The 619-nt window shown below is 62.8% G+C and carries 1 pseudogene; it reads left to right on the top strand.

The window, feature by feature from the left end:
- Positions 1-42: 42 nt before the first annotated feature.
- A pseudogene (locus tag EET67_RS25400) lies at positions 43-619 on the top strand (IS5 family transposase); the annotation flags it as partial.

Raw genomic sequence — 619 nt, forward strand, 5'->3', positions numbered from 1 at the left:
CGGGCGTGTTCTGATTCACTTGTCTCAGCCTGGGAGGTTGAGATGGCACGCTTTGATCTGACGGATTTCGAATGGTCTGTGATTGAACCCTTGCTGCCGACGAAGGTGCGCGGGGTTCCTCGCGTCGATGACCGGCGGGTTCTGAACGGCATCTTCTGGCGGTTGCGAACCGGAGCGCCGTGGGCTGACATTCCGGCGCGCTACGGTCCGCACACGACCTGCGTCAATCGCTTCAACCGATGGCGCAGGGCCGGCCACTGGGCGCGCATTCTTGAAGCCGTATCAACGGCTTACGATGGCGATGTGCAGATGATCGATTCGTCCTCGATCCGCGTGCACCAGCATGCCGCCAACGGCCAAAAAAAGACGAGCGATCCCGTTGCATGGGTCGCTCGCGCGGCGGCCTGACCACCAAGATCCATGCACTTGTCGATGCCGAAGGTCGCCCGATCCGCCTCAAGCTGACCGAGGGTCAGGCCCATGACGGGCGCTCGGCCGCCGATATGTTCGAAACGCTCCAGGCCGGGCACATCCTGCTCGCCGACCGCGCTTATGACAGCGATGCCTTGCGCACAATGATGACCGAACGCGGCGCTTGGGCCAACATCCGCGCCATGCC

The organism is Borborobacter arsenicus (assembly GCF_003934165.1).
Lineage (GTDB): Bacteria > Pseudomonadota > Alphaproteobacteria > Rhizobiales > Rhizobiaceae > Pseudaminobacter > Pseudaminobacter arsenicus.